1 protein-coding gene is annotated in these 482 nt (G+C 47.1%); it reads left to right on the forward strand.

What is annotated here, in order from left to right:
* Positions 1 to 482 (forward strand): hypothetical protein (locus CWC16_RS16800; protein ID WP_138542339.1); only part of this gene is annotated, 482 nt, incomplete at both ends.

Raw genomic sequence — 482 nt, forward strand, 5'->3', positions numbered from 1 at the left:
TGATAAAACAGCCGACGGCGTTATAAATGGCAACGGCGAAAGTGCTGCAATCGTGGTACGCGGTACTGTTACCGATGTTGAAGACGGCCAAACTGTAACTGTTATTATCAGCGATGGCACAAACCAAGTTGAAACCACGGCGCTTGTACAAAATGGCGAATACGTTACAGATCCGATTGATGCAAGCGCATTAAACGATGGCACACTCACCGCTACAGCAAGCGTGTCAGATTTAGCGGGTAACCCTGTAAACGCGCAAGATAGCGTAGAGCTTGATAACACCGCAGCGATTACTACCAGCATTGATAAAACTGCAGATGGCGTTATAAATGGCAACGGCGAAAGTGCTGCAATCGTGGTACGCGGTACTGTTACCGATGTTGAAGACGGCCAAACTGTTACTGTTATTATCAGCGATGGTACAAACCAAGTTGAAACAACGGCGCTTGTACAAAATGGCGAATACGTTACCGATCCGATTG

It is taken from the genome of Pseudoalteromonas sp. S3776, assembly GCF_005886915.1.
In the GTDB taxonomy this organism is placed as follows: domain Bacteria; phylum Pseudomonadota; class Gammaproteobacteria; order Enterobacterales; family Alteromonadaceae; genus Pseudoalteromonas.